Source organism: Mycobacterium sp. E735, assembly GCF_001666955.1.
In the GTDB taxonomy this organism is placed as follows: Bacteria; Actinomycetota; Actinomycetes; order Mycobacteriales; family Mycobacteriaceae; genus Mycobacterium.
In genome coordinates this window covers 1-24,167 of record NZ_LZIX01000111.1, presented here as the reverse complement: position 1 = coordinate 24,167, position 24,167 = coordinate 1, and the positions used below count along the sequence as shown (strand labels likewise).

At 66.4% G+C, this 24,167-nt stretch carries 18 protein-coding genes and 2 pseudogenes; 10 read left to right on the top strand and 10 right to left on the bottom strand.

What is annotated here, in order from left to right:
* Positions 1-17 precede the first annotated feature (17 nt).
* Both A5704_RS09500 and A5704_RS09495 read left to right on the top strand, forming a co-directional pair.
* Positions 18-1,334 (top strand): diaminopimelate decarboxylase, encoded by a 1,317-nt coding sequence (locus A5704_RS09500; RefSeq protein ID WP_067783080.1) that lies wholly within the window; start codon positions 18-20, stop codon positions 1,332-1,334.
* Positions 1,334-2,092, top strand: a complete 759-nt coding sequence (locus A5704_RS09495; RefSeq protein WP_067747247.1) for a rhomboid-like protein — start codon at positions 1,334-1,336, stop codon at positions 2,090-2,092. Before A5704_RS09500 ends, A5704_RS09495 begins: the two co-directional genes overlap by 1 nt.
* Positions 2,093-2,095: 3 nt before the next feature.
* Here A5704_RS09495 and A5704_RS09490 read toward each other — a convergent pair whose 3' ends face one another.
* Positions 2,096-4,096 (bottom strand): glycoside hydrolase family 172 protein, encoded by a 2,001-nt coding sequence (locus A5704_RS09490; protein WP_082954815.1) that lies wholly within the window; start codon positions 4,094-4,096, stop codon positions 2,096-2,098.
* 1,526 nt (positions 4,097-5,622) lie between these two features.
* Positions 5,623-6,660 carry a non-homologous end-joining DNA ligase gene (ligD, locus tag A5704_RS09475; protein ID WP_067747197.1) on the bottom strand — a complete coding sequence of 346 codons (1,038 nt, stop codon included), beginning with the start codon at positions 6,658-6,660 and terminating at the stop codon, positions 5,623-5,625.
* Positions 6,661-6,686: 26 nt separating this feature from the next.
* Between ligD and A5704_RS09470 the strand changes: the two genes are divergently transcribed.
* Positions 6,687-7,757 carry an ATP-dependent DNA ligase gene (locus A5704_RS09470; protein WP_067747193.1) on the top strand — a complete coding sequence of 357 codons (1,071 nt, stop codon included), beginning with the start codon at positions 6,687-6,689 and terminating at the stop codon, positions 7,755-7,757.
* 25 nt (positions 7,758-7,782) lie between these two features.
* Here the strand turns inward: A5704_RS09470 and A5704_RS09465 are convergent, their stop codons facing one another.
* The gene (locus A5704_RS09465) at positions 7,783-8,073 is read right to left on the bottom strand and encodes a hypothetical protein (RefSeq protein ID WP_067747192.1); all 291 of its coding nucleotides are present in this window, start codon (positions 8,071-8,073) and stop codon (positions 7,783-7,785) included.
* 151 nt (positions 8,074-8,224) lie between these two features.
* On the opposite strand from A5704_RS09465, the gene A5704_RS09460 reads away from it, so the two are divergent.
* A complete protein-coding gene (locus A5704_RS09460) occupies positions 8,225-8,593 on the top strand; it encodes a hypothetical protein (RefSeq protein WP_067747243.1) in 369 nt (122 codons plus the stop codon).
* A gap of 1,444 nt (positions 8,594-10,037) precedes the next feature.
* Here the strand turns inward: A5704_RS09460 and A5704_RS09450 are convergent.
* From A5704_RS09450 to A5704_RS09435, 4 genes and pseudogenes are all read right to left on the bottom strand, one after another.
* Positions 10,038-11,234, bottom strand: a pseudogene (locus A5704_RS09450) (cytochrome P450); the annotation flags it as partial.
* A 45-nt stretch (positions 11,235-11,279) separates the two neighbouring features.
* Positions 11,280-11,765 (bottom strand): NUDIX domain-containing protein, encoded by a 486-nt coding sequence (locus A5704_RS09445; protein ID WP_067747186.1) that lies wholly within the window; start codon positions 11,763-11,765, stop codon positions 11,280-11,282.
* Positions 11,766-11,772: 7 nt separating this feature from the next.
* Positions 11,773-13,128, bottom strand: coding sequence for a wax ester/triacylglycerol synthase family O-acyltransferase (locus tag A5704_RS09440; protein ID WP_067747184.1), 1,356 nt, complete (start codon positions 13,126-13,128; stop codon positions 11,773-11,775).
* 42 nt (positions 13,129-13,170) lie between these two features.
* Positions 13,171-14,247, bottom strand: coding sequence for an SDR family oxidoreductase (locus tag A5704_RS09435; RefSeq protein WP_067747182.1), 1,077 nt, complete (start codon positions 14,245-14,247; stop codon positions 13,171-13,173).
* A 338-nt stretch (positions 14,248-14,585) separates the two neighbouring features.
* Here A5704_RS09435 and A5704_RS09430 point away from each other — a divergent pair, with 338 nt between their 5' ends.
* Positions 14,586-15,083 carry an adenosine-specific kinase gene (locus tag A5704_RS09430; protein WP_067747180.1) on the top strand — a complete coding sequence of 166 codons (498 nt, stop codon included), beginning with the start codon at positions 14,586-14,588 and terminating at the stop codon, positions 15,081-15,083.
* Between the two features lie 25 nt (positions 15,084-15,108).
* Here A5704_RS09430 and A5704_RS09425 read toward each other — a convergent pair whose 3' ends face one another.
* Complete coding sequence (locus tag A5704_RS09425) at positions 15,109-15,501, bottom strand: DUF1330 domain-containing protein (protein WP_082954814.1); 393 nt, start codon at positions 15,499-15,501, stop codon at positions 15,109-15,111.
* Positions 15,502-15,503: 2 nt separating this feature from the next.
* Positions 15,504-16,359, bottom strand: a pseudogene (locus tag A5704_RS09420) (SDR family NAD(P)-dependent oxidoreductase).
* 100 nt (positions 16,360-16,459) lie between these two features.
* Here A5704_RS09420 and A5704_RS09415 point away from each other — a divergent pair.
* From A5704_RS09415 to A5704_RS09400, 4 genes are read left to right on the top strand one after another with little or no spacing between them, the layout of a single operon-like run.
* Positions 16,460-17,539 (top strand): dihydrodipicolinate reductase, encoded by a 1,080-nt coding sequence (locus A5704_RS09415; RefSeq protein WP_067747174.1) that lies wholly within the window; start codon positions 16,460-16,462, stop codon positions 17,537-17,539.
* Positions 17,536-18,036: a VOC family protein gene (locus A5704_RS09410; protein WP_067747171.1), complete on the top strand. Its 501-nt coding sequence runs from the start codon at positions 17,536-17,538 to the stop codon at positions 18,034-18,036. The genes A5704_RS09415 and A5704_RS09410 overlap by 4 nt, the downstream gene beginning before the upstream one ends.
* Positions 18,033-18,806, top strand: a complete 774-nt coding sequence (locus tag A5704_RS09405; RefSeq protein WP_067747169.1) for an SDR family NAD(P)-dependent oxidoreductase — start codon at positions 18,033-18,035, stop codon at positions 18,804-18,806. Before A5704_RS09410 ends, A5704_RS09405 begins: the two co-directional genes overlap by 4 nt.
* Positions 18,803-19,405 (top strand): TetR/AcrR family transcriptional regulator, encoded by a 603-nt coding sequence (locus A5704_RS09400; protein ID WP_067747168.1) that lies wholly within the window; start codon positions 18,803-18,805, stop codon positions 19,403-19,405. Before A5704_RS09405 ends, A5704_RS09400 begins: the two co-directional genes overlap by 4 nt.
* On the opposite strand, the gene A5704_RS09395 is transcribed toward A5704_RS09400, so the two are convergent.
* Positions 19,406-20,392, bottom strand: a complete 987-nt coding sequence (locus A5704_RS09395) for a D-2-hydroxyacid dehydrogenase family protein (protein WP_067888690.1) — start codon at positions 20,390-20,392, stop codon at positions 19,406-19,408.
* Positions 20,393-20,703: 311 nt separating this feature from the next.
* Here A5704_RS09395 and A5704_RS09390 point away from each other — a divergent pair, with 311 nt between their 5' ends.
* On the top strand, positions 20,704-24,087 hold the full coding sequence (locus tag A5704_RS09390) for a pyruvate carboxylase (RefSeq protein ID WP_067888699.1): 3,384 nt from the start codon (positions 20,704-20,706) through the stop codon (positions 24,085-24,087).
* Positions 24,088-24,167: the final 80 nt, after the last annotated feature.

Sequence of the window (24,167 nt, the reverse complement as noted above, 5' to 3'; positions counted from 1 at the left end):
ACCGGCACCGTAGAGGCATGACGCTCTTCGAGCTGCTTCCGTCGCTGAGGCACGGGCTGAACCCGCATCTCGATCGCGCGATCTGGCCGCTGAGCGCCTACGTTGACGACCTGGGCCGGCTCTGCGTGGGCGACGTGGCCGCCGACGACCTCGCCGCCGAATTCGGCACGCCCGCGTACGTGGTGGACGAAGAGGATTTCCGGGCCCGGATTCGGGGCTATCGCGCGACACTGCCCGACGCCGAGCTGATCTACGCCGGGAAGGCGCTGTTGAGCGTCGACGTGGCCCGCTGGGCCGCGGACGAAGGGGCCGGCGTGAACGTCGCCTCGGCCGGTGAGCTGGCCACCGCGCTGGCCGCCGACGTCCCCCCGTCGCAGATCATCCTGGATGGGGTGATCACCGCGGCCGAGCTGTGCGACGCGATCGCCGCCGGTGTCGGACGGATCGTCATCGATACGCCCAGCGAGGTCTCACTCCTGGCCTGCCGGGTGCGTCACCGTCAGCGCGTCCTGGTGGGGGTCATCCCCGACGTCGGGGCGATCGACCAGAAATTCGGCTTCGCGCTATCCGGCGGCCAGGCTGCCGGCGCGCTGAGGCGTGTCCTGGATCAGCCGTGGCTGGATTTGGTGGGGCTGCACTGCCGGCTCGGGTCACAGCTCACCGACGCCTCGCTCTACGGTGAGGCGATCCGCCAGATGATCGGTGTGATGGCCGAGGTCCGCGACCGCCATCAGGTCGTGCTCAGTGAACTCAATCTGGGCGGTGGGCATGCAGTCCCGTACCTCCCGGGCGACCCCGAACTCGACGTACGTGCGCTGGGAACCGTCATCGACGGTGCGCTGGAATCGGCTTGTGGCGAGCACGAATTCCCTCGCCCGCGAATTGTGATCGAGCCGGGCCGCGCCATCGCCGCGCGGGCCGGGATGATGCTCTGCCGGGTGATCGCCGTAAAACGTCAGCCCGGAGGGCACACCTTCGTCGCGGTGGACGGCGGGTCGAGTGACATCCACGGCATGGAGCGGCCCGGCGCGAAATACACGGTGGCGCTGGCCAATCGGCACCCTCCAAGCGTCACCGCACCGGTCACCGTCGTCGGCCGGCACGGCGACGGTCGCGAAATCGCCCGCGACGTCGAGCTGCCCGCGGACATCCGCCCGGGAGATCTGCTGGCCGTCGCGTGCACCGGTGCCTACCAGCACTCGATGGTGCCGAGCCACAGCATGGTGGGCCGCCCGCCCCTGGTCGCGGTCTCCGGTGGCAAGTCGCGTGAACTTGTGCGTAGAGAAACCGTCGCCGACCTGCTGGCGCGCGACCGGGGCTGGACCGGTCAGTGATGGTGTCCCGCACGGACCTTCGTGCGCGCCCCGACCGGCTGCGCGTCACGGCGGCGTATACCGTCATGCTGCTCGCCGTCTCGGTCACCCTGTCGGCGCTGGGCGGGCACACCCGCGCCGCGGTGGTAAGGGATATGAGCACCAACCTGCACAACCTGGCGCACGGCAACCTGGGCAGCCTGGTCGGCAGCGCGTTCGTCAGCGACGGCGGCGATGTCTTCCTCTGGCTGCCGGGCCTGGTGTGCCTGCTGGCGCTGGGTGAACTCATCTGGCGCGGGCGAGGTTTGCTGATCACCTTCGCCGTCGGCCACATCGGCGCCACCGTGATCGTCGCGGTGGGGCTGGTGGCCGCGGTGGAAACGGGATGGCTCCCGTTCTCGGTGGCGCGCGCCACCGACGTCGGGATCAGCTACGGCGCGGTGTGCGTGCTGGGCGCCCTGACCGCATCGATACCGGCCCGCTGGCGCCCGGCCTGGATCGGGTGGTGGCTCGGCGTCGCGTTGATGGCGACGCTCGACGCGGATTTCACCGCGTTCGGTCACGTTCTGGCGCTGCTCCTTGGCATGGGGTTGGCGTTTTGGTTGCCGGCCATCGAGCACTGGACGCCCGTGCACGCGACCCTGCTGGCCGTCGGCGCCGCCTTCGGCTATTTCGTGTTGTCGGGATGGTCGTCGTCGGTGGCTCCCGTCGCCGGATTGACGGGTGTCTTGATCGCCTCGCTCCTGGCCGCCAGGGTGATGCGGCCTACCGCTGCTTAGTGATCAACCGGTCACCGTTTCGACCTGGTAGCGGCTCGCCGTCCAGGGCGGGGAATCGGGCGCGGGCGTAAGGGTGATGGTCAGTTGCGCCTTGCCGGCAGTCACCGGTGGCGGCAAGAGGTAGGTGTCGTCGAGCCAGCGGTGAATACCGTTGTTCCGCGGCTGAAGCCAGGTCCCGACGGGGACGCCGTCGACCGCGACGTCCGCGCGTTGGAATCCGTTCGCTTGGTCGGATGTGCGACGCAGCAGGATGCCTCGGTTGTCCGGGTCGGTTTCGACGTGGAACGTGATCGCGGCCGCGGTGGCGCGCACCGACCCGATGACCGGACGGGTGTCTTCGCTGCCCTCGTATTCGCTGACCAGTAGTTGATCGGCGGCGTCGGCGTCAGCGTAGCCGTGCAGCAGTCGGCTGACCGGATCGCTGGGTCGGACATCGTCCCCGGCGGTCAGGGCGTCGTTGGGTTGCGTGTAAAGGAAAGCGGTTGAGCTGTAATCGGGTTGGACCATGTTCCGCTTGCCGTGCTCGATGCCGAAGCGGATCGCGGAGTGGTAGTCGACGGCGTCGGCCAACATGAGCCGGTAGACGGCGACGCAATAGTCGGCGCAGCCGCCGGCCACCGTGCGTTGGTCGGGTTGACCCGTGAGCGGGTCACTGAATCGAGTGCCGTCCTTGAAATACCAGCCGCCCTCGTAAAGGTCCTCGGTGCCGGTGCCGTACCACTGGGGCGACGCGGCACCGTCGGTGTAGACACGCTCCGCCCCTTCGAGGAAGTATGGGGCGCTGTCACTGAACGCGGTTTTGATTCGGGAACCGCGAATGGTGTGGCTGACGCCGACGAACTTCCCGTGGCCCTGTTCGTCGGCGAACAACCAGTCCTGGCCGAAGGTGGTCGGCGCGGCGTGGGAGCGGGCGGTGAAGTAGCCGGCGCGTCCGCCCGCCAACGCGGACTCCCACTCGGGGTCGGGCTCGGTTGCCACGTCGCTGCCGATTTTGGCCACGGGGTCGCCGGTGGTGTTCACGAGCGTGATGCGAGCCGCATGCGCGAATGGCATCGGCCACCACGCGGACAGCGACAGCGATCCCCCGGGTTGCGGAACCGCGGAGAACATCAGCGACCGTACCGTCACGGCGCCCAACCCGGCCCCGAAGAACTCCCCGAGCGGGGAGTCGACCATGGTCCGGCCATCGAATTCCATCTGCAGCCGCACGCCGTTCAGGAGCTGATCGGTCGGTTCCGGCAGCTGCAGTTGCAACGCCGAGATGCTACCCGGGCCTGCAGATTCCGCGATGGTCGCCGCGGCACCGGGGAGAAGATCGACAACCCGGTTGTCGTGAACCGGACTCGCCGCCGAGGGTTTGGGATCGGCGGTGCCCGCCGCGCGCAGTGTGGCGAGCACGTCGATTGCGCGATCGGCGGGTGAGAAGGTGGTGACGCCCTCGGCGGTCGAGAATTGGCGATAGTCGACGTGGTAGTACTCGAGATTGGATGTGACGCTGATGCGCATCGATTCGCGGTAGGGCATCGGCACCTTGATATACACCCCGCCCGGCGACTGCGCCGCGTTGGCCACCAGCGGCCATTCGAACGGCGCACCCAGCGCGCCATCGACCACCGATTGCAAGGGCGCGTCCAATACCGTCCGGCCGTCGAGCTCGACACGGATGTTTCCGATCCGGGTCACCTTGCCGCCGTCGCGGGTGAACCAGATCGAATCCACCTCGCCGGCACCGCGATCCTCCGCGACGACGCAGCCCGCGCCGCCCGACGCCAAACATCCGCCGGTGCCGTTGCGGTTGCCGGTGGAGAAGTCGAAATCACCGCCGCTGCGGTCGAAGCTCGACAGCTGCAACGCCTGCGTGCCGGTGTGCAGATAGGGCAACAGATCCAGCCGACGGTAGGTGTCCCATCCGACCAGGCGGTCGGCGGCGTCACCGCCAACCGGCTGGGCGCGTGCGACGGTTGCGGCGGTGACACCGGCCGCGACAGAAAGCGCGAGGGCCAACGCCGCGCACAACACGCGAGCCGCCAGCCGTACAGCGGCAAAGCCTACTTTTCCCGGTCGGGTTGACCGGATTTGAAATCTTAAGCCCGCAACGCTCGCAGGCGCTGTTGCGTGAAATGCATTCAAAGCGTTGGCGGTTCGTAAATGGGGCCCGGAATTGGCACGTGCGGATCCGCCGGCGCGGTCAATGTTGGTCGTTGGGTCAGCTTACCGAGCTCACCGACAGGATTGCAATGGGCATGACGATATCGGGAGACACGAACGAAGGCCGTGTTCCATCGGTTAGAGCCGTATGTCGTTTCCCCCGAACACGTTCCACATCGCCCTGCATTGTTTGAAATGCAGGTCGGATCGCGCGCGTCCTCATCTTATCGCGCGTTCCGAGCCCGCGGGACGATTTCGAGAATGAATGCAAAGCGGACGCCGGCGACGCATTAACCCACGCCGGGACGCCGCTCGGCGGCGGCCCGTGACCCCCTTCAATCAGCTGACGTAGATCGCCGCAAATTTAGTGAATGCCATAGCATTCCGCATTGCACTCACGTAATATAACCCTCCTCGGGCGTAACATTTCTCCTCAGGGGATGGAGTGGTTCATGTCTCGTTGGAAGTACAAGGTTGTTCTCGGCCTGGTCCTGGCCTTCACCGCATTAACAAGCTCGGGTTGCACCGTGCCGTTGACCATCTCGTGCACCGGCGGCCTCGTCTGCACGCCGTAAAGCCACCCGGCAGCCGTTGAGGGGGTTGCGCTACTGGCGGCCTTCACCTGTTGGGTCGACATCGAGCTATCGACTGCATCGTCGAGGGCATGGAGCCCGCCAGTCAGCGCAACCACTTAACCGGTGCACTTTGCTATGAAACTGCCTGCTCTTCAGGCTCTTTCATATTGAGCAGCGTGTCGCGTACGCACCTTTTGCTGTGCAACCTTGCGCAATCCCTCATCGCCAGACGTCTTCATGCTGCTGGGATTCTCACGGTTCGGAGTTGACTTAGTCTTTGTGACACAACAAGTTTCAGCCGCGTTGGGCCTTTCACGCCATTTGATACGACATAATGAGCGCAAATATGTTGAACGCCATAGCGTTCCGCATTGCGCTCACGTAGAATAACCCTCCTCGGGCGAAGCATTTCTTCTCAACGAACGGAGTGGTGATGTCTCGTTTGAAGTACAAGGTTGTTCTCGGCTTGGTACTGGCCGCCACCGCATTAACGAGCTCCGGATGCACGCTGCCTACCTTCTCGTGTAGCGGTGGGGCCACCGGAATTACCTGCACACCGTAGGTGGTCTTCGCGCTGACTGGCACGCTTTAGTTGGCAAGCAATACTTTTGGGCCTATCGGCGTGCCAGTCAGCGCGTACCGGCGCGCTTAGTCATACGGCGGTTTTGCACTGTTGCACATCAAGTCGATTCGGGCTGCCTTGAATTAGCAGAGGTTCCAAGACCAGAGACCCAGCTGCGCTGGGACGAGCTTGGACCACCCAGCCGTCACTGTGACAAATCGCATGGGAGTGCTCCACGAGCGAGGTCACTTCGACTTGTTGTCTTTCTTCAAGTCCGTATCCCGGCTGGGCTGAACACGTTTGGGTTCTCCGGGCATCTTGGGGTAGTTCGGCGGATAGGGCATGTCCCCAAGGCCGCGATCTTCGTCGGCGTCGGCCATCTCGAGCAGGGGCGCGATCGACTGTGCCACGTCATCCATTGCCGCCCAAGGGTCCTGGCGGTCCTTCACCAGGTCGGGAACTGTCGCCATCGTGTAGTCGTCCGGTTCCGCGCCGGCCAGCTCTTCCCACGTCATCGGCGTCGACACCGTCGCTATCGGAGTGCGCCGCACCGAATACGCGGAGGCCATGGTTCGATCCCGAGCGTTCTGGTTGAAATCGATGAAGATGCGCTCGCCCCGTTCTTCTTTCCACCACGACGTGGTGACGGCCTCGGGCGCGCGGCGTTCCACCTCACGGGCCAGGGCGATCCCCGCTCGGCGCACCTCGACGAAATCCCAGTCCGTGGCGATCCGCAGAAAGACGTGAATGCCGCGGCCGCCGGACGTCTTGGGGTACCCGACCAAACCGAGCTCATCGAGCAGGGGCCGCAACACGTCGACCGCGACCGTCCGCGCCTGCTCGAACGCGACTCCGGGTTGCGGGTCGAGGTCGATGCGCAACTCGTCGGGATGGTCGGTGTCCGGGCAGCGTACCTGCCACGGGTGCAACGTGACGGTGCCCATCTGTGCCGCCCACACGATCGCCGAGGGGTGGGTCACCCTCAGCGCGTCGGCGGTGCGTCCGGACGGGAACGTCACCCGGCAGGTCTGCAGGTAGTCGGGGTGGTGCTGCGGAATCCGCTTCTGGTAGATCTCCTCGCCATCGATGCCGTCCGGGAAGCGCTGCAGGTGGGTGGGCCGGTCGCGGAGCGCGTCCAGCATCGGGCCGCCCGCCACGGCCCTGTAGTACTCGACGAGCCGCCGCTTGGTGCCTTTGGTGCCCAGCTTGGGGAAGTAGACCTTGTCCGGATTGGTCAGGCGCACCGCGACACCGTCGACGTCGAGCTCTTCTGCAGCAGCCATACCAACGATTCCAGCACAATCGGCCTATGGACTTACCCGTCATGCCCCCGGTGTCGCCAATGCTGGCCAAGTCGGTGCGATCGATCCCGCCGGATGCGTCGTACGAACCCAAATGGGACGGATTCAGGTCCATCTGTTTCCGTGACCGCGACGAAGTGGAGCTGGGCAGTCGCAACGAGCGGCCGATGACGCGCTATTTTCCCGAGCTGGTGGCCGCGGTGCGTGCTGAGCTGCCCCAGCGCTGCGTTATCGACGGTGAGATCGTCATCGCCACGGAGCACGGCCTGGATTTCGAGGCGCTACAACAACGGATCCATCCGGCGGATTCGCGGGTGCGCATGCTTGCCGAGGCGACGCCCGCGTCGTTCATCGCGTTCGACTTACTCGCCCTGGGGGACGACGATTACACGCGGCGACCGTTTGCCGAGCGGCGCGCCGCCCTCGTCGACGCGTTGGCGGGCTCGGGCCCGTCGATCCATGTCACGCCGGCCACCACTGACATCGAGCTCGCGCAGCGTTGGTTCGATGAATTCGAGGGGGCCGGCCTCGACGGTGTCGTCGCCAAGCCACTGACCGTGACCTATCAGCCCGACAAGCGCGTCATGTTCAAGATCAAGCACGAGCGCACCGCCGATTGCGTCGTCGCCGGGTATCGCGTGCACAAGTCGGGCGGCGATGCGATCGGATCGCTGCTGCTCGGGCTCTACCAGGACGATGGTCAGCTCGCCTCCGTCGGTGTGATCGGCGCGTTCCCGATGGCTGAGCGGCGACGCCTATTCACCGAATTGCAGCCGCTCGTCACCGATTTCGACGGTCACCCGTGGAACTGGGCCGCCCACGAGGCCGGCGAACGAACGCCGCGCAAGAACGAATTCTCCCGCTGGAACGCCGGCAAGGATCTTTCGTTCGTGCCGCTGCGGCCGGAACGCGTGGTCGAGGTCCGCTACGACCACATGGAAGGCCGGCGCTTTCGGCACACCGCACAGTTCAACCGGTGGCGTCCGGATCGGGAACCGCGCTCGTGCACCTACGAACAACTCGAACAGCCGGTCACCTTCAGCCTCGGGGACATCGTGCCTGGCCTGGGGTCTGGCTAGCGAAGACCTTTCGCCGCCTTTGGGTTCAGCCGTCGATGTGCGTCGGCGGGTCGGCGAAGGCCAGATCTCCAGGGTGTTGGTCCGGCCCCATCAGATCGCAGCGCTTATCCGGCACCAGGTAGGAGCTGGCGCCGTTCCAGATCAGGTGCGTGAATCCCACGCAACGCTGCCAGGTGCCATCTGGCTGGACGGGTCCATCGCATTTGCTGAGGAACGATCCTCCGTACTGGCAGCCGGCGCTGGCCGGCGGCGCCACGGCGATCAAACCTCCGGCCGCCAGCACGGCGGCCAGTCCTCCGACGATGCAGTGCTTCATGGTGGTCTCCCGTTCACATCGCCGCTGGTGCGTCGCGCAAACACCACCGACAGCACAGCCAGCACCAATGACGCTACCGCTTATCCGCCGGTTCGGCGGGCCAATGAAGGTGGGACGTTTAACGGCCGCCGGGACGGGCACGCGCACCTACATGTCAGTGACAGCGTTTCAGGATCTGCCCTTGGCCGACCGCGACCGCAAATGGGACGGTGACGCGGCCGAGAAACGGGTGCGCAAGTGGGCCGCAGCCGAAGACGCGCCGAACCAGAAGTATCGCGACGCCCATGTCTGGTACGACAACGGGAAGAAGGACAACTTCACGGCGTACAAGTTGCTGATCGCCGATGTCGTGGGTGGCGATCTCCAGGCGGTGCCGCGCGGGGTGATGGCAGCCGGCGCCATCATGGACGGTGCACGCGGCGGTATCGACCTGCCGAAGACGGACGTGGACCGGGTCAAGAGCCACCTGGCCAAGTACTACAAGAAGATGGGCGAGAGCCCGCCGTGGGAGCGCGGCTGAGCTTTCCCGCCGCCTCGCGCCGCGACGATCCCCGCTGCGCGACGGCGGTCGGTGCTTCGGCCTGCTGTCGGCCTGGCGTTGGGGCAGAGCGCCGTTATCGCCGATCGGCCGCCATGGGTTTCGGGCCGGCCTTGGGGGCGCCCGGGCAGTGCAGAGCGCCCCGACCAAAGCCCAAGTGCCCCAGCGCCGGACGGCGGCCCGGCACCTCCGCTGTGCGGTCGGCCCGTCAGAGGAACGGCAGCAACCGGTCTGGCCCGTCTGGCTTCGTCACATCGGCGAGCCCGGACTTGAATCCGTCCAGACCACCACCTTTCGCCCTCGCGTCGGCGATCCGCCGCTGGGCATCGTCGGGCAGGCGGTCCCTTCGGTCGGGTCTGTCCCACAGCTCGATGGTTTGCACGACCCAGTAGATGGCGAACTCGATGATCAGGAGTGCCTCGACCAGCAACACCCATAATTCCCAGCCGCGGTGCACGAGATGTGCTGTGACGATTGCGATCAACGTCACGAGCATCACCACCGCCATACCTCGGTAGAACCGCCGGTACGCACGGTGATGGGATGATTTCGACTCATCTTCTCGCTTGACGAGGTATCCGGTGCAGAACACGGTGGCGATGAATGTCGAGAGGAGCAGGAACCCGGCTGCGCCGTGCGCCTGCGCCAGGAAAAACTTGTGATCGAAGATGAAGGTGAGCAGGCCTACCACCATGGTCAGCCAGAACAAACCCAGCGCCAGTACGCCGCCCGGGCTTCTTGTCCGCTCGGTGCGGTTGCGCGGGGATTGCCACAAAACAATGCCCCAACCCAAAAGCAGTCCGATGACCACCGCCCAGACGTTGGGCCGAGTGACGGCGTCGACGTTGTATTCGGGCGGCAGGTCAGCCCGTCCGCACAGTGACGAGGGCCGACCTTGGGGCACGATCGCTGCTATCAATGCGGAGACTCCGGCCAAGCTCAACAGAGCATCCTCGGTGTCGCTGCTTCCCTTGTACATGATGAAAAGGGCGCCGAGCGCCAGAAGCGCGGCGATGACGATGCTGTGCGCGGAGGTGTAATAGTAAGCGCTGATGGCGAATTGCCAGCACGTGGCCGAAAGCCTTTCGATTATCACGGCCGCGGCGAGCATCACCATGATGACCACCATGCCGACACGCAAATCACGGTAGACGGCGAGCGTGATCGGAACCAGACGAGGACCCGGTCCGTTTGATCCATTTCCGCCTCCCTTTCCGGGACCGGAAGTGCTGTCGCCCTTTTCGTTCTCTTTGGTCATGTCCGTTACCTGCTTGACTGCGTCGTGATACGGCTGACCAGGGGAGTTTAGGACTATTGATATGCCGCCGCGCGATAATCCGGTTTTGGTCGAGGTGCGGCCACGATGACTTGCCCTGGGTTCGCGCGCGACGCGGCGGTCAGACCGTGACCATGAGCCGTGACAATCCCGCAGCGTGACGTTGGCCTTATACTCCGGCTCGCTGTCCAGCCCCGCGTTGGGGAATCGCGCCGTAATAGCCGATAGCGCCACGCCTGCTTCCAGCCGGGCCAGAGGTGCTCCCAGGCAGTAGTGGGCTCCCCGGCCAAAGCCCAAGTGCCGCAGGGGCGTCCGGTCCGGATCGAAGGTGTCGGGCCGGTCGAACTCCGCCGGGTCGCGGTGGGCGGCGGCGATCAACAACATCATGACATCGCCCGCGGGCACCTCTACGCCGCCAATGGCCATGTCGGTGAGGGAAATTCGCCCGACCAGTTGCACCGGCGGGTCGTAACGCAGGGTTTCTTCCACGATCGCCGACGCTCGGCCGGGATCGGCGCCCAGAGCGGTCCACTCGATGGAACGCCGCAGCATTGCCAACACGGCGTTTCCGATGAGGTTCACCGTGGTCTCGTGTCCGGCGATCAACAGGAGATTGCAGGTCGCGACGATCTCGTCCTCGGTCAGTTGGTCTCCGGACTCCTCCACCGCGATCAGACCCGACAGCAGGTCGGCACCGGGTTGTGAACGACGGCGCTCGATCAGGTCGTGAAAGTATGCGCGCAGCCAAGCCCCGGCCTGTTGCCGCTCGTTCGCGACGTCCGGTGGCACGCCGGTGATTGTCGAAAACGGGTCCAGTGCCTGGGCCAGCAACGCCGACGCCCGGCTGAACTGTGGCTCGTCGTCGAGCGGCACGCCGAGCAGCCGGCAGATCACCGCCACCGGCAGCGGATAGGCGTACTCCTCGACAACGTCAAAGCGTCCCTTTTCCGCGATTCGATCGAGCATTCCGTCGACCAGCGACCGAATGTCGGGCTTCAGCGCGCTCACCACCTTCGGCGCGAACGCCTTGCTGACCAGCCTGCGCAGCCGCGTGTGATCGGGCGGATCGAGAAACAAAAACCCCGGCGGCCCCTGCCTCTGGGGGGCCGTGCCGGCCTCGGCCTGCCGCTTGGCGACCGTCGAGTTGACGTTGTCGCTGCTTGACCAGGGGTGCCGCAACACCTCGTCGCAATCGCGGTAGCTGGAGAACACCGCCAGGTTGGCCTCCGGCAACTGCAGCGCTCCGCCGTCGCGAAACCGCGCACAGAGTCGATACGGGTCGGGCCGGTTGGCCGGATCCAGCAGCTGCAGCAGCAGCCCCTGGGATTCGGTCGGTGCGGTCGTCATGCGGCCATTGTGCCCGTCGTTGGGCCCTGTCGATTTCCACGCATGTCACGCGCCTTCGCGTAATCCCGCCAGATGCGGATCCGCCATCAGCCGGTCCAGGAAGGCGAGCTGCCCTTTCAGCAGCTTGACGCGCGCCTGCGCCACCGAAAACCAGCCCACCCGATCGACTTCCGGGAACTCGCGCAGCCTGCCCGACCCCTTCGGCCACTCCAATTCGAAGGTGTTGCTGCGCGCCTCGGTCACGTCGAGGTCGGCGGCGACGGCGAAGGCGGTGACCACCTTGCCACCGGATTGTTTCAGCTGGCCGAGGTCCAGCCGGGCCCCGGACGGCACCGGAAGCCCGAGCTCCTCGGCGAACTCGCGTTGCGCGGCGGCCCAGGGATCCTCGCCATCGGCGTACTCCCCTTTGGGAATCGACCAGGCGCCGTTGTCCTTTCGCGCCCAGAAGGGGCCGCCCGGGTGCGCGATCAGGACCTCGGCGACGCCGACGCGGGTCCGGTACAACAGCACGCCCGCACTGAACTTCGGCATCGGCGGATCAGGCTCCGGCGGCGCGTTCCAGGTCTTTGAGGGAGGACTCCAAATGCGCGAGCAAGCGCTGCAGGTGTGGGACGCTGCGCCGGCATCCCACCAGGCCGAAGTCCAGGTTGCCGGCGTTGTTGGCCAGCGTGATGTTCAGCGCCTGCCCGTCCAGCGCGATGGACAGGGGATAGTTGCCGTCGAGCCGGGCGCCCCCGTAGTAGATCGGCTGGGTAGGCCCCGGGACGTTCGAAATGATGATGTTGAACGGTGGCGACGTCGACGCCACCCAGCCCGGGACCGCCGCCAACGCCAGGGCGGAGGTGTTGGCCGCGGACAGCGCCAGCGCCTGGAACCGAGGCAGCTGCGAGAACACCTGCTTGTTGCTCCGCATGGACTCGCTGATGGTCTGCAGTCGTTGTGCGGGGTCGTCGCTGTCGGTGGCCAGGTTGCACAGGATGGCGCCGACGAGGTTGCCCCCTGCGTCGGCCTCGTCTTCGGTGCGAAGGCTCACCGGGACCATCGCGATCAGCGGCGTGTCCGGTAGCGCGTTCTGCTCGAGCAGGTAGTAGCGCAGCGCGCCCGAACACATCGCCAAAACGACGTCGTTGACCGTCACACCGGCGGCCTTCTTGACGCTTTTGATCCGGTCCAGCGACCAGGACTGCGCGGCGCAGCGGCGAGCGCCGCCGATCTTGACGTTCAGCATGGTGCGCGGGGCGCCGAACGGCAACGTCAGCTGCTGCTCGAACAGCGCCGCCCGCGCCAGCGAAAGCGATGAAGGGGCCAGTGCCGCAATGGATCCCGCCGCACTCAACGCCGAGCGCAGTGGGCTTACCGGGCTGCTCTTGCGCTTGCTTTTGGGCAAGCTCCAGGGCGCGCGCATCTCGGTGTCGTCGGGGTCGGTCGACAGCGCGCGCTGCATGAGTTTCTGCGCGGAGACACCGTCGATCAGGGCGTGGTGGATCTTGGTGTAGATGGCGAACCGGCCATCCTTGAGGCCCTCGATGATGTGGGTCTCCCACAGCGGACGGTGACGATCCAGCAGGCTGCTGTGCCACCGCGAAGTCAGCTCGAGCAGTTCACGAATGCGCCCGGGCGACGGTACCGCCGAACGCCGGACGTGATAGTCCACGTCGACGTCTTTGTCGTAGGACCAGCCCAGGTTGGCGATGCCGCCGACGAACGTCGCCGGATGCTTGCGAAATGTCGGCTGGAAATCATCCTGCGCCACCAAACGGTCGTAGAGCTCCCGGACGAAGCCGCTGCCCGCGCCGCTCGGCAGCTCGAACAATTGCAAGCCGCCGACGTGCATGGGATGTTCCCGCGACTCTCCCAGCAGGAATATCGCGTCGGTGGGCATCATCAGTTCCATCCACCAATTAGACCGCGACTGGCGTCGGGACGAAGGCGCTCTTCAGAACATCGCGGCCGAGCCGACGTTCGGATGGCGACGCATGTATTCGACGAGCCGATCGACATAGCTGCCGAACGCGGGCGCCTCGATACCACTGCCTGCGAGATCAGCCCGGCAATGATCGGTCAGGTAGAAGGTGGGTTGGACGAAGTAATCGACTGCTTCGGGGGGAATTCGCATCAAGCGGTAGAGCCCCGGGACGTGTGCTAATGCGGCTTTGGTCATTCTCAGGGGCAACGAAACCTTGAGGAGTTCGCGGCCCGTCGCCTGGGCCAGCGCATCCGTCATCTCCTCGACCGTGAGCGGACGCGGATCCGCCAGCTGATAGGTGCGCCCCTCGGAGCCGGGCAGGCCGCTCAGATATCCGACCGCGTCAACGACGAAATCGCGCGGGACCACGTTGACGCGCGTAGTCGCGGGGTCGCCCACCATCGGGAGGACCGCGTACCGGGGCTGTCGCAGCAGCCACTGCATGACGAAGTAGGGCCCGTCGAATTTCTGGGTCTGCCCGGTATGGCTGTCGCCGACAACGATCGCGGGCCGATAGATCGTCGCGGGCATGCCCGCGGACATGTGCCAGCGCACGTCCGCCTCGGCGAGGTGCTTGGTCTCTTCGTAGTGGTTGTTGAACGGCGCACCGACTTCGAGGTCGTCCTCGCCGAACGGGCCGGCGTAGCGGCCGCTGACGTAGCAGGTGCTGAAGTAGTGCAAGCGCGTCAACCGGGGACAGTGCTCGAGCGCGCCCAGGACGTTTCGGGTGCCGTTGACGTTGACCCGGACCGCCACCTCGCGGGGCACCGCCAGGTCGTATGCAGCCGCCAGGTGCCACGCCTCGGTGACCTCGTTGAGGTTATCTGCGGCGATGCCGAGCCCCGGCTGGGTGATGTCGCCTTCCACGAGCTGAATCCGCCCCTCGAGGAAGGGTTCCGCCGAGCTCAATTCCGCCACGCGTCGCTGCGCCAGTGCGCCGAACTTGGGCTGCACCACACAGATTGCCGAGTCGCCGGTGCGCTTGAGGATGCCCGGCAGCAATGCACTGCCGAGAAAGCCGGGAAATCCGGTCATCAAGACGGTCATCGCTATACTCCTTGGCCGGTCGAATTCGTCAAAGTAATTGCGGCGGGGAGACTGTGCGCTTCGTCGCGGATGGGACGGCTCTGGTCAAGCGGGACGCGCGAGGAACGTCTGGACTCGACGAAATTGAGCGAGGTTTTCATCGCTGATCCCCCACCGAAAGGGTTCCGTAGAAGAGCGACGCTATCGAATAACGGGGGCGTTAGGGCGGGTCTTTCGACCCTCGACGACCGCCATTGGTCCTCCGTTGGGTCGCGTGCGCCGACTACCCCCGTTGGGCCGAGGGGCGCTGCCGCCGGACGCGCCTTCCGGCAGGACCTCAGGGGTGGCAGCATGAGTTCGTGGCGACAACAACGTTGACGTGGGACGTGGTGGCCGTTGACAAGCCGGACGATGTCAACGTGATCATCGGTCAGGCGCACTTCATCAAGACGGTCGAAGACCTGCACGAGGCGCTGGCCGGGGTGAGCCCGTCGCTACGGTTCGGAGTGGCTTTCTGCGAGGCTTCCGGGCCGCGGTTGGTTCGCCGCAGCGGCAACGACGCCGATCTGGTCGAACTGGCGACGCGCACCGCGCTGGCGATCGCGGCCGGGCACAGCTTCGTGGTCTTTCTGCGTGACGGCTTTCCGGTGAATGTCCTCAATCCGGTGAAGGCGGTTCCGGAGGTCTGCGGGATCTACTGCGCCACAGCCAATCCGGTCGATGTCATCGTTGCGGTGTCTCCGCGCGGTCGCGGCATCATCGGCGTCATCGACGGGCAGACTCCCGTCGCGGTGGAAGGTGATCGTGACGTGGCCGAGCGCCACGCTCTACTGCGCGCGATCGGTTACAAGCTCTGAGGTCTCAGCAGTCTCGTGGGCCCGCTCAGTCGAGCGTAAGCGACCACGTCGAGGTCGCGATCAGGTCGCCGCGCTCCAGCGCCTCGATACGGTGCTCGTGGGCCATGAGATATCCCGGGTCGGTCACCATATCGATGAACGCCTGCGGAGTCGGGTACTCGACGATGAGAATGGCGTCCCACCAAGGCCGTTCGCCCTCGCCGGTCACGACGGTCGGTGCTGTCCCGGCGTAGCGGACGACGGCGCCCGCGTGCTCCAGGTGCGGTATCACCGCCACGCCGTAGCGCTGGTAGGCCCCCACCCCGCCGGGGGTCTTGAACTTCAACAGGTTGACCATCACCACCGGTTCATTCGCCGGACGCGCGGCCAGGGCGGCGAACTGCTCGGCGGTCGGCTCCAGCGGATTGCTCGTGGCCACGATTAGAGCAGATCCGTAATGGTCTTGAGGCCGGCGTCGTACAGCACGCCCGGCAGCATCCCGCCGTCGTGCTCGATGGTGGTGCCGTTGACGAAGTCGGCCTCCCCGCCGGCCAGGAAAACGCACACCCTGCCCACCTCCGCGGGCTCACCCGCACGGCGCAGCGGGACGGCCGCGAAATACTTTGCGCCCGTTGGATCGTCCTTGGGCAGCACGAAGGACCGGAAGTTCTCGGTCATCGTCGGTCCGAGCGCGATGCAGTTGACCCGCACCTTGGGGCCCCACTCTTCGGCCAGCGAGCGGGTGAGGTGGTTGAGGCCGCTCTTGGCCGCGATAGGAAACCAGCGTCGGTGATCCCGCAGGATGCCCTGCCCCGCTGGAGATGTTGATGATGCAGCCGACGCCGTCCTGGGTGCGCATTTGCCGGTAGGCGCGGATGGCGAACCACAGCGGGCTGATCAGGTTCATCTGGACCGCGAACGCGTGGAACAGCGCCGTGCGCTCATACTCGTCGTCGCTGCCGGGGGCGCCCTGAATGCGTTGCACCAGTTCGGGAATGCTCTCGACGTGCGGCGCCGGCACCGTTCCGCCGGCGTTGTTCACCAGGATGTCGATCCGGCCATGCTCGGCGACGACATCGGAGACGAACGAGTCGATCGCGCGGTAGTCGCCTTGGTCGCACACCTTCTGGAAGGCCCGGTCCGCCCAGTCCGGCTCCACACCGGGAATGGCGCCGAGGGGTGAGCGCGAACAGCCGACGACGGTGGCTCCGGCCCGGAGCAGTTCGTGGGCGATCCCGACGCCCACGCCGCGGCTGGTACCGGTGACGACCGCGACCTTGCCGTCCAGGACACTCATGCGCAGGCCTTCCTACCCGAAGCCATTGTTGACAGTCACTGTCAGCGGGTCATACTGTGCCATTTCGGTCATCGGCGTGTAAAGCATCGGAGGTCAGGCGATGAGTAGTCCGTCCAAGCTGCGCGTCATCCAATGGGCGACCGGAGGAGTCGGCAAGGCGGCCATCGCTTCCGTCCTGAATCATCCCGAGCTGGAGCTGGCCGGCTGTTGGGTACACAGCGCCGAGAAGAACGGCCTCGACGTCGGACGGATCCTGGGCACTCACGACCTGGGCGTCACCGCCACGTCCAGCGCCGACGAGATCCTGGCGCTGGATGCCGACTGTGTGGTGTACAGCCCGTTGGTGCCCAACGACGACGAAGTCATCGCGATCCTGCGGTCCGGCAAGAATGTGGTCACCCCCGTCGGTTGGGTGTACCCCGACCCGAACAACTCGCGGCACAGGGCCGTCGCCGAAGCCGCGGCCGGCGCCGGAGTGACCCTGCACGGTTCGGGGATCCACCCCGGGGGCATCACAGAACGATTCCCGCTCATGCTGTCCTCGCTTTCCTCGGCCGTCACCCACATCCGCGCCGAGGAGTTCTCCGACATCCGGACCTACAACGCCCCGGATGTCGTGCGCCACATCATGGGGTTCGGCGGCACGCCCGAGGAGGCCATGCAGGGCCCGATGGCCGGCCTGCTCGAGGCGGGCTTCAAGCAGTCGGTGCGAATGATCGCCGATCACATGGGATTCCGCATCGACCCGAACATCCGGACCATTCAGGACGTCGCCGTGGCGACCGCCGACATCGACTACGCGCCGTTCCCGATCACCACAGGAAAGGTGGCGGCGCGCCGCTTCCGCTGGCAGGCACTCGTCGACGGCGAACCCGTCATCACGGCGGCCGTCAACTGGCTGATGGGGGAGGAAAACCTGGATCCCGGCTGGGATTTCGGCGGGCGCGGCGAACGCTTCGAGGTCGAGATCACCGGCGATCCGACCGTGAGCCTCACCTTCAAGGGCCTGCAGCCCGAAACGATCGCCGAGGGCCTGGTGAAGAATCCGGGCGTGGTGGCCACGGCCAACCATTGCGTCAATGCCATTCCCGACGTCTGCGCCGCAGAGCCCGGCATCAAGACCTACCTCGATCTGCCTCTGTTCGCCGGGCGCCCGGCGCCCGGCCTCACCACGTCATGACCGGCGTCCTCGGCGACGTCTCGTTCTGTCACCTCGTGGTCGGTGTGACCGACATGGAGCGCGCCCTGGCCTTCTACCGCGACCTGCTCGGGATGGAGGTCGTGTTCGAAACCCTCATCTCCGGTGAGCCTTTCGATGCGGCCCTGCACGCCACCCGCAAGCAGGAGGGTCGGGTGGTGGGCGGCCTGCTGGGCGGGCTGATGGTCGAGTTGCTGTCGTTGGGTGCCGGCTCTCCCGACCAGAAGCCGGCGCGTCGAGGCGTCACCGGCATCCACAACTTTTCCCTGTCGGTGACCGATCTCGACGACACCCACCGGCGCGTCACCGCGGCGGGCTACACGCCCGACCAAGAGCCATTCGAAATCGGCGGGGTGCGAATGTTTTTCGTCAAGGACCCGGATGGGACGGCGGTCGAGTTCATCGAACTCCCCGACGGTGCCCGCAGCACCTACGAGATGCACCGCGGGGTACCGCTGCGGCTGGGGCCGGCCGAATGACCTACTCGCACCCCTCCTCGATGCAGGGCCACGTCGCCGTCGTCACCGGCGCCGCCCAGGGCGTCGGCAAGGGTGTCGCCGCCGCCCTGCTGGAACGCGGCGCCGCGGTGCTGCTGGTCGACATTCAGCACGAGTTGCTCGGCACGACAACGGCGGAGCTCTCCTCGATGGGCCCCGTCGAGAAGCTGACCGCCGACCTGCGCGACCCGGACAGCGCCCAACGCATCGTGGCCGCCGCGGTCGACGCCTTCGGCACCGTCCACGGCCTGGTCAACAACGCGATCGCCACCAACGAACCCAAGGCGTTCGTCGACATCACCACCGAGGATTTCGCGCTCGGTCACGACGTCGGGCCGCGGGCGACCTTCCTGCTGATGCAGGCCGTGCACCCCGTGATGGTCGCGGCCGGGGGCGGCTCGATCGTCAACCTGGGCTCGGGGACGGGTACCGGCGGCGAACCGAGATGGGGCGGGTATGCCGCCGCCAAGGAGGCCATCCGGGGCCTGTCGAAGGTCGCCGCCCTCGAATGGGGACGTGACAACATCCGCGTCAACGTGATCTGCCCGTTCGCCGAGTCGGACGGTGTCAAGCTCTGGAAACAGTTCGCGCCCAAGGATTATGCGAAGGCGGTGAGCCGCGTCCCGATGAAGCGCATCGGCGATGTCCGCACCGACGTCGGCGCGCTGGTGGCCTTCCTGCTGGGCACCGACGCGACGTTCATCACCGGCCAGACCATCCACGTCGACGGTGGAATCGGCTGCTTCCGGTGAGCGGGCAGTCGCTGCGCGATCGGCAGCGCGCACAGATCCGGGCCGACATCAGGCGCGCGGCGTTCCGGCTGTTCGTCGAACGCGGATACGACGCCGTGACGACCGAGGAAATCGCGGCCGCCGCGGGCGTTTCGCCGCGCACCTTCTTCCGGCACGTGCCAACGAAGGAAGAGCTGCTGCTGGCCCCCGTTCGCCACGGTGGCGCCGCGATCGTGAACCTCCTCGAACAGCGGCCCGCCAGCGAGCCCCCGGACGTCGCGTTGATCAACGCCATCGTCACGCGAACCCGGTCCTTCGAGCAGGCCGACACCGACGAATGGCGTGAGGCGCTGCTGGTGGCCCCCGACCGGCTTCGCAAGGTCACTGTGCACACCCCCGCCGACAAGGAGCGGGCGGCCAAGCTGATCGCCGAGCGCATGGGCGTGAACCCCGGCGTCGACATTCGCCCCGGGCTGCTGGTCCAACTGGCCTTCGCGGCAGCGGATTTCGGCTTCCAGCGATGGGTGCGACAGTCCGGGCGGCCCTGGCCTCTGGACCGTTATGTCACCGAGGCCCTCGAAGCCGTCAAGAGCCCGTACTGGAGACGGAAGCGCACCTGATCAACCAGGGTTGGCGATCCGCACCGGCGCCCCGTCCAGCCACGCGACCACCGCCTCCACGGTGTCGGCGTAAAAGGCGCCGAGCATTTCGCGGGTGACGTACCCCAGGTGGGGCGACAGGGTGACGTTCGGGAGTTGCCGCAACGGGTGCTCGGGCGGCAGCGGTTCGACGTCATAGACGTCGAGTCCGGCGCCGGCGATCCGCCCGGTGTCCAGCGCGGTCATCAGGGCGGCCTCGTCGACGATCGGTCCCCGTGACGTGTTGATCAGGTACGCGTGCGGCTTCATCAGGGCGAATTCGGGCTGGCCGACCAGCCCCCGCGTGCGTTCCGAAAGCACGACGTGGATCGAGACGACATCGGACTCTTCGAATAGCGCCGCCTTCTCGACCCGGCGTGCACCAGCGGCCGCGGCGGCATCCGCGGTGAGGTTCTGGCTCCACGCAATGACTTCCATGCCGAACACCCGCCCGTATTCGGCCATGCGCTTACCCACCCGCCCGAGGCCGAGCAGCCCGAGTGTCTTGCCGGACAGGGTGAGGCCGGTCGTGGTCTGCCAGGCACCGTCTCGCATGCGGCGATGTTCCTCGGCCAGATTCCGCACCGTGGCGATCAGCAATCCCCAGGCGAATTCGGGGGTCGCGTCGTGCACGGAGCGGAATCGCGGATGGGCGAAGTCGGTGTGGGCCACGAGGATCCCCCGCTCGGTGGCCGCGGCCAGGTCCAGGTTGGGCAGGCTCCTCCCGACGATGGTGATCAGTTTCAGGTTCGGCAGCCGTTCGAGCAGCGTCCGCGGCAGCGCCATCCGCTCACGCAGGGTGCAGATCACGTCGAAGGGCCGCAGCGCGTCGGCCGCCTCTTCGTCGCCGAGGTGCCGGTCGAAAACGGTTATGCGGGAGCGGGTTTGCACGGGCGACCAGTCGGCGAGCCGCAGGGCCGCACCGGCGTAGTCGTCCAGAATCGCCACCTGGGGCGTGGGGTCACCCATCCAACCATTGAAGCACCGACCGCATACCTCTCTGGTGCGCGTCGGCTCACCCCCGTACTGGTCGCGGCGATATGGTCGATCGGCGGCGCAGCTCGCGGCTGGACCGCGGACTCGCGCGGCCGGTGCTGCACAGGCACCCAGGGTGTGACCGCGCGCAGATAGGGCAGATCGGTGCTGCGGTGCGGATCGACCGCACCGGGTGGTCGGCAGAGCAGAAGACACACCCACATCATCGAGCCGACCGGTTTCACGCGTGATCCGTCCGGCCAGCGCATATGTCGGATCGCCGCAACGCGCTCTATCGTAACTACGTGTTCGCGAAAGTACTGGTCGCCAATCGTGGGGAGATCGCGATCCGCGCCTTCCGCGCGGCCTACGAATTGGAAATGGCCACCGTCGCGGTCTATCCCTACGAGGACCGCAACTCCGTGCACCGGTTGAAGGCCGACGAGTCGTATCAGATCGGCGAGGAAGGGCACCCGGTACGTGCTTACCTGTCGGTCGACGACATCGTCGCCACGGCCCTGCAGTGCGGAGCTGACGCGATCTACCCCGGCTATGGATTCCTGTCCGAGAATCCCGACCTGGCGGCGGCGTGCGCGGACGCGGGCATCACGTTTGTCGGCCCCAGCGCGGAGGTGCTGGAGCTCACCGGCAACAAGTCGCGAGCGATCGCGTCGGCACGGGCGGCTGGTCTCCCGGTCCTGGCCTCGTCGGCGCCGTCGACGTCGGTGGATGAGTTGGTCGCGGCGGCCGAGTCCATGACGTTCCCGTTGTTCGTCAAGGCGGTGGCCGGGGGCGGCGGTCGGGGGATGCGCCGCGTGACCGAACCGGCGGCCCTGCCCGAGGCGATCGAGTCGGCCAGTCGTGAGGCCGAGTCCGCCTTCGGTGACGCCTCGGTGTTTCTCGAGCAGGCCGTGACCAACCCCCGCCACATCGAGGTGCAAATCCTGGCCGACACCCACGGCAACGTCATCCACCTCTACGAGCGCGACTGCAGCGTCCAACGCCGCCACCAGAAGGTCATCGAGATCGCGCCCGCACCGAATCTGGATCCAGAACTACGGGAGCGGATCTGTTCCGACGCGGTGGCGTTCGCGCGAAGCATCGGCTACACATGCGCGGGCACAGTGGAATTCTTGCTCGACGAACGGGGCAACCACGTCTTCATCGAGATGAATCCCCGCATTCAGGTGGAGCACACCGTCACCGAAGAGATCACCGACGTTGACCTGGTATCCGCCCAACTGCGGGTCGCTGCCGGACAAACCCTGGAACAGATTGGCTTGAGCCAGGATTCCGTCGTCCCACACGGTGCGGCGCTGCAGTGCCGCATCACCACCGAGGATCCAGCCAACGGCTTCCGCCCGGACACCGGCCGGATCACCGCCTACCGCACCCCGGGCGGGGCGGGAATCCGGCTGGACGGCGGCACGACGCTGGGCGCCGAGATCAGCGCGCACTTCGATTCGATGCTGATCAAACTGACCTGTCGAGGGCGTGACTTCGCCACCGCCGTGCGGCGGGCGCGGCGCGCGGTCGCGGAGTTCCGCATCCGCGGTGTCTCGACGAATATTCCTTTCCTGCAGGCGGTTCTGGACGATCCTGACTTCCAGGCCGGACGCGTCACCACGTCGTTCATTGAACAACGTCCGCAACTGCTCACCGCGCGCAGTTCGGCCGATCGCGGCACCAAGATCCTGACCTACCTGGCCGATGTCACGGTCAACAAGCCCCACGGCGAGCGTCCCTCGACGGTGTACCCGCACGACAAACTTCCCGACATCGACTTGTCGACAGACCCCCCGGCGGGATCCAAACAGCTTCTTGCCGAACTCGGGCCGGAGCGATTCGCGGCGTGGCTGCGTGAATCGCGCGCAGTCGGCGTCACGGATACCACCTTTCGCGATGCGCACCAGTCCCTGCTAGCCACGCGGGTGCGCACCAGCGGGCTGATCATGGTGGCTCCCTACATCGCACGAATGTTGCCGCAGTTGTTGTCGATCGAATGCTGGGGCGGGGCGACATACGACGTCGCGCTGCGGTTTCTGAAGGAGGACCCGTGGGAGCGGCTGGCGGCCCTGCGCGAGGCGATGCCCAATATCTGCTTGCAGATGTTGCTGCGCGGACGCAACACCGTTGGCTACACGCCCTATCCGGACACCGTGACGACGGCGTTCGTGTCGGAAGCGACCGCAACCGGCATCGACATCTTCCGGATCTTCGATGCGTTGAACAACGTCGATTCGATGCGCCCGGCGATCGACGCGGTTCGTGAGACGGGCACCGCCGTCGCCGAGGTGGCGATGTCCTACACCGGTGATCTCAGTGATCCGGCCGAACGCCTGTACACCCTTGACTATTACCTGAAGCTGGCCGACGAGATCGTGTCGACGGGTGCGCACGTGCTGGCGATCAAAGACATGGCCGGGTTGTTGCGCGCGCCCGCCGCCACGACGCTGGTTTCCGCGCTGAAGTCGCGATTCGACCTGCCAGTACACGTGCACACCCACGACACCCCGGGCGGGCAGCTGGCCACCTATGCGGCGGCCTGGCTCGCCGGGGCCGACGCCGTGGACGGCGCCGCGGCCCCGCTGGCCGGAACCACGAGCCAGCCGGCGTTATCTTCCATCGTGGCCGCCGCGGCACACACCACCTACGACACGGGCTTATCGTTGGATGCCGTCTGCGCCTTGGAGCCGTATTGGGAGGCGCTGCGAAAGGTGTACGCGCCGTTCGAGTCCGGGCTGCCGGCCCCGACTGGACGGGTGTACCGGCACGAGATCCCGGGCGGGCAGCTGTCGAACCTGCGCCAGCAGGCAATCGCGTTGGGTTTCGGTGACCGTTTCGAGGACGTCGAAGACGCTTATGCGGGGGCTAACGCCGTCCTCGGCCGCCTGGTCAAGGTGACCCCGTCGAGCAAGGTCGTCGGGGACCTCGCCCTGGCGCTGGTCGGTGCAGGTGTCAGTGCGCGGGATTTCGCCGCCGATCCCGAGCGTTACGACATCCCCGACTCGGTCATCGGCTTCCTCCGCGGGGAGCTCGGCAACCCGCCGGGCGGCTGGCCTGAGCCGTTGCGCACCAAGGCGTTACGAGGTCGCGGACCGGCGAAGCCGGAACAGCAGCTCTCGGGCGCAGACGAACGGGCGTTGGCAGCGGCGGGCGGCGAGCGGCAGGCGGCGCTGAATCGGCTGCTGTTCCCCGGCCCCACGAAGGAGCTCGAGGACCATCGTGAGCAGTACGGTGACACGTCGCGCCTGAGCGCCAATCAGTTCTTCTACGGGCTTCGCCAGGGTGACGAACATCGAGTCGAGCTCGAGCGCGGCGTGGAACTGCTTATCGGCCTGGAGGCGATTTCCGATGCGGACGAGCGCGGCATGCGTACCGTGATGTGCATTCTCAACGGGCAGTTGCGACCCATCGTGGTGCGTGACCGCAGTATCGCCGCGGATGTGCCCGCCGCCGAAAAGGCCGACCGCGACAACCCCGACCATGTCGGTGCGCCGTTCGCCGGCGTCGTTACGGTGACCATCGACGTCGGAGCGGAAGTCGAAGCGGGCCAGACGATCGCGACGATCGAGGCGATGAAGATGGAGGCAGCCGTAACTACCCCGAAGGCCGGAAAGGTGGCCCGAGTCGCCGTCTCACAGACCGCCCAGGTCGAAGGCGGCGACCTCTTGGTGGTTGTCAGCTAGCTCACCATCGAGCAGTTAGCGCCCGATATGCAACCGCTGCCGGGGGTGCGCTGGGCGCTGGTGGGCGGCGGAGGCGCCGC